Annotated in this window: 4 protein-coding genes and 3 pseudogenes; 6 read left to right on the forward strand and 1 reads right to left on the reverse strand. The window is 38.3% G+C overall.

Features of this window, described 5'->3' with window-relative positions:
• Positions 1 to 184 precede the first annotated feature (184 nt).
• The 6 genes and pseudogenes from Q0541_RS03105 (at position 185) to Q0541_RS03130 (ending at position 3,711) form a co-directional block, all read left to right on the forward strand.
• A pseudogene (locus Q0541_RS03105) lies at positions 185 to 1,144 on the forward strand (DUF1822 family protein).
• Between the two features lie 20 nt (positions 1,145 to 1,164).
• A complete protein-coding gene (locus Q0541_RS03110) occupies positions 1,165 to 1,641 on the forward strand; it encodes a hypothetical protein (RefSeq protein ID WP_298905338.1) in 477 nt (158 codons plus the stop codon).
• A gap of 28 nt (positions 1,642 to 1,669) precedes the next feature.
• Entirely contained in the window at positions 1,670 to 1,837 is a 168-nt protein-coding gene (locus tag Q0541_RS03115; protein WP_298905340.1) for a CHASE2 domain-containing protein, read from the forward strand.
• A gap of 29 nt (positions 1,838 to 1,866) precedes the next feature.
• Positions 1,867 to 2,707: pseudogene (locus Q0541_RS03120) on the forward strand (IS5 family transposase).
• An 84-nt stretch (positions 2,708 to 2,791) separates the two neighbouring features.
• Entirely contained in the window at positions 2,792 to 3,109 is a 318-nt protein-coding gene (locus tag Q0541_RS03125) for a hypothetical protein (RefSeq protein ID WP_298905342.1), read from the forward strand.
• Positions 3,110 to 3,363: 254 nt separating this feature from the next.
• Entirely contained in the window at positions 3,364 to 3,711 is a 348-nt protein-coding gene (locus tag Q0541_RS03130) for a CHASE2 domain-containing protein (RefSeq protein ID WP_298905344.1), read from the forward strand.
• Between the two features lie 262 nt (positions 3,712 to 3,973).
• On the opposite strand, the pseudogene Q0541_RS03135 reads toward Q0541_RS03130, so the two are convergent.
• Positions 3,974 to 4,782, reverse strand: a pseudogene (locus Q0541_RS03135) (IS5 family transposase).
• Positions 4,783 to 4,893 lie beyond the last annotated feature (111 nt).

A 4,893-nucleotide genomic window follows, 5' to 3' on the forward strand; every position in this document is an offset into this window, starting at 1 on the left:
TGTTCAGAGTATCAACAACTGTGATTTTTTACAAATGATTTAGGATTGCTATAGATACACTTGCTGATATTGCTCGCGAGCGCCAAATCAATTACCAAACTCTAGTATCCCACTGGAAATTGAAAGCAATACCGCTCCTACAAGAAGTTGCCATTCAACTTGGATATCAATCTAATTAACAGCCATGAGTAACACAGAAACACTTTATTTAAAAATTCCACTTGGACAAAAAGCTCATGCCATCGCCCGTCAGTTTGCCGTTGAACAAACTACACCTCAAAAAGGGAAACAAATTTATTTAAATATACTAGCAGTTTATGCTGTTTATAGTTACTTGAAATGGTTGCATATTGAGACGGCTTTAGAGGAAGGTGATAGTTGGCATCCCCTAAAACAAGCTTTATTTGATGTTGCTGATTTAGTTATTCCTAATATTGGTAAGCTAGAGTGTCGTCCAGTTAAACCTGGAGAAACGACACTTTCCTTACCTCCTGAAGTAATGGAAAATAGGATTGGTTATGTAGGTGTCCAGTTTAGTGAACGCTTAGATGAAGTCCAGTTGCTAGGATTTGTGAGAAGAGTTACTATTTCTCCTGCTTCAGAGCAAATACCAATAGTAAAACTCAAACCCCTTAATTTTATCTTCGACTATATTGCTGATGCTGTTGCTCACCCTGCACTTAATGCTAGTCAGATAAGGGTGAACTTAAACCAATGGTTCGGGAATCTGTTTGAAAATAATTGGATGCCTCTGGAAGAAACATTCAGCAGTATAAATCAAAAAAAGTTTGCCTTAAGAAGTGTTTCATCTTTTAAGAAAGCTAGTGTGGTTCGAGCCAAAATAATGGATTTGGCACTACAACTAGGAAATCAACCAGTAGTATTATTAATAGCGATCGCACTTTTTTCAGAACAGAAAATAGAAATATAAATACAGCTACATCCAATGAATGAAAAGACTTACTTGCCATCTAAATCTCTCCTGATTTTACAAGTATAATCAGGAGAGATTATTCAAGAAGTTGTATCGCGAAGTAATGATAACTTTATTCAATTAAAACGATTTCGAGGTAATTTTGGAGAAGGCTTTAATATCCAAGTTTGTGATGGTGATTTTACAATCAAAGAGACTTTTGTTATCTAAAACTTTTTTGCCAGAATGTAATGAGTAAATTAGTTATGTTAAATTTGGGTACAGGCGATCTCCATAAAGGCTTTCCTAATGTTACAGTCCAACTTGGGTTGACAAATGACCCACGGGCGATGGAATTTCGCGGGAGTTTACCAGCAGCGCCAGAAATTTTTCAACTTTATCGAAATTGGCAAATACTATACTCGGCTCTTTATCAGTATTATGGTTGGTCTATACGTCTTGAAGTCGAAGACACTGGTATAACAAATTTTTCGGAAGTTGAATTTCATGATTTATGTCAGCAATTATCGTCTAAAATTAATATTTGGCTTCATTTAGGCCAGTTTCGTAAAATAGACCAGAAATTACGCACACAATTAAATCCAAATGAAGAAATTTGTCTTATAATTGCAACTTCTGATAATTTACTTCGACGACTTTCTTGGCATTTATGGAGCTTTTTTGAAGATTATCCAAATGCTGAAAACGTGAGAACTACAGGCTTTTGACCATTTTATGCAGTTGCGATCGCAACTTGTGACTGAACAACCTGATCAACAGATTTTAATTATTACTATTGATGAAGCAGATATTCAGGACCAAATCAATAAAGGAATGCAAATGCGATGGTCATTATCTGACCAAGCTCTTTCTCAACTTTTAGAGAAATTAGACCTCTTGCAAAATTATTTTATGGTACATTAAAGGGTTTTGTAGTTTGAATCAGTCTACCTATGCGATACGAGCAAACAAAAAAGTTATCAAATCGAGAGTTCAAACGTCTGGTTGGGGTACAAAGACGCACCTTTGATGAAATAGTCAAAATCTTGGAAGATGCAGCTAGTCTTAAGCAAACACGGGGTTATCCAAACAAATTGGGATTGGAAGACCAAGCCTTAGTTTGCTTACAGTATTGGCGAGAATATAGAACTTACTTCCATATTGCTGGTGACTGGCAAGTATCCTAAATCTTCGGTTTGTCGTATTGTTCATTGGGTTGAAAGCACATTAATCGTTTCTGGGAAGTTTCGTTTGGGAGGAAAAAAGTCCTTGTTGACCTCATCACAGAAACCAAAAACGGTTGTGATGGATGTAACGGAGAGTCCAATTGAACGTCCTAAACACGGATAAAAACGCTTTTATAGTGGAAAACAAAAACGACATACGCTCAAATCCCAATTAATAATTGACCAGGAAACCCAAGAAATTCGTTGTGTTGTCAACGGTTATGGTCGCCAGCATGACTACAAGCTATTTGTAGATAGTAAGGTGCGTTTTCACTTCCTAACAGAAAGCCTAGAAGATAGTGGCTACCAAGGAATTTCCAAGTTACATTCTAATAGTCGTTTGCCTCAGAAAAAACCCAGAGGAGGCAAGTTAACTAAGGAACAAAAACAATCCAACCGTACCTTAGCCTGTCGTCGCATCCTGATTGAACATATCAACCGACGTTTAAAAGTTTTTCGGATTTTGAGTCAACGCTACCGTAATCGCCGCAAACGTTTTGGATTACGCTGTCACTTGATTGCTGGGATTTACAATTATGAACTTCACAAAGCGTCAATTTCTTTTTGATTAACTCAACCCCCTACTTTATCACAAAACTTTTTTGCAAGAGGTCTATTAAATAAGTACCAACCTCGAACTATCGGTTTAGATATTTATCGTGATGGTGTTGTAGATCCAAAATTAGCTACTCGTTTTAAGGAGGATAGTCGTCTATTTTTTGTGTGCAAAGTTGCTACTACTGATGATGGCGATAGTGATGGTATTCCGCCACCCAATGGAGTTTCAAGCAAACGTTTGAGCTTTAGTGATATTCTTACAGATGATCAAGATATTGCTCGTCGCCAGCTTTTAGATTTGACTCCTCCTTTAACATCTTTATGTATTACAGAGTACGCTTTTAGTCTACAGTTAGCACTTCATTATTTATATAAAGAAGGCAAATTGGTAACGTTGTCTTTGAGCAATTAAAAGAACACACTAGCGGTTATCAAAAAGTAGATACATCCGGTTATCAAATATTGTTGAATTATCGTTCTCTCCCCTCTGTTTAAAAAATTGCCGACCAAGTTAGTTTGAGAAATGTATTAAATAAAAAAATTTTATTAGAATTAGTTCAATCACTCAAAGACCGCATTGTGATGATTGGTCTTTCTGCTCCTAGCAATACAAATGATTATTAGAAAACACCTTTTAGTTCTAATGCAAAACCGAAGCAAAAGCAGATACCGGGGGTATTCGTACAGGCGCAGATGCTAAGTCAAATCCTAAGTGCAGTTTTAGACGGCAGACCTTTATTGTGGTGGTGGTCTGGATGGATGGAGGGCCTTTGGGTATGGGGATGGTCATTAGTAGGTGGTATGACAGCATGGTATTATTCAAAACCGCTGCATCTGGGATTGGCAGTGGTAGTCATACTTTTAACACTATTTGGGTTATGTTTTGGTGTTTTTACATTGGCTGGATGGGTGCCACTTATCCCCTCAGTCTTAGCGTTGTTAGCTACCCAAGTAGTGATAGTTTTATGGTTTAGACATTATCCTGTTGTTAAGAGAAAACAATTGAATTCTTAATTATGATAAAAAAAAAGTCATTATACCAACAAATTAAATGTGCTTGCGTAGCTACTTTGCTCATTATTAGTACAACAAGTTACTTGCAATCAGTGCAGGCACAGTTGACTAATTCAATTCAAAACACTGTTAAAAATTCGCACTTTCAATCTTTTCAGCAACCAAAATTGCCTAGAAACGGCGCACCTACAGGTCGGCGCAGAGCAGGGGCTGGGCGTAGTCCTGAGAGGATGTCTGAAAAGTTTTGAGGAGGTAATTTTGATTACGCAAGCTGTTTTAACATTAAACGAATCATTGCAACATAAATAAAAGCCTCTGTTGTTTCAGGTAAAATTTCATAGTCCTTGCTGAGTCGGCGGCACCAATTGAACCAACCAAAAGTCCTCTCAACCAGCTAACGCTTAGGTAGTACAACAAAACCTTTCTGTTCTTCAGAGCGTGTAACAACGCTCCAGAGCCAGCGATAAACATCCATCACCCAGTGCGTAAAACTTATACCCCTATAGCCACCATCAACCCAAATCCGAATCAATCTGCCCATGCGATGCCTACGGCGGGCTACGCCTACGCGTACTTGATTGAGTTTAAACAAAACTTGTTTGGCTCCTGCTTGTTCGCTGACGTTTGCGGCAGTGATCACAACAATTATTAGTAAACCCAAGGTATCAATCAGTATGTGTCGCTTACGTCCTTTAATTTTCTTTCCTGAGTCATAGCCAACTTCCTTAGACACCATTGTTGCCGTTTCAACTGACTGACTATCCATAATTACTTCAGATGGTGATGGTTCACGGTGTTGGCTAACACGTACCCACAAACGTAAACGTTCATGAATTTGTTGCCATGTGCCGTCTTTACGCCACTGCCGGAAATAATGGTAGTTTTCCAGCTTGGGAAGTCATGAGGAAGCATACGCCATGCACAACCTGCATACAAAATATAAAAGATTGCATTCACTATTGCTTCCATATCAACACTGCGTTTTCTACCGCCTTTTTTCGCCGATGGAATTAGTTCTGATAGCAGTTCCCACTGCTCCGAAGTCAAGTTACGCAGGATAGATGGATTCATGGCTCTCGTAACGCTGTCATACTTAAGTATTTTTTCTACTGACAAGATACCGTTACGTAGCCCTTTCAAGGTGTTGTGTGATGGGCAGATTTGTAGTTTGGTAAAAAGAGG

This window comes from uncultured Nostoc sp. (genome assembly GCF_937863485.1).
Classification (GTDB): Bacteria; Cyanobacteriota; Cyanobacteriia; order Cyanobacteriales; family Nostocaceae; genus Nostoc.

Excerpts from the sequence above, each read along its gene's own strand:
- Q0541_RS03110 (WP_298905338.1), top strand. The coding sequence starts at position 1,165 with ATGAGTAAATTAGTTATGTTAAATTTGGGTACAGGCGATCTCCATAAA.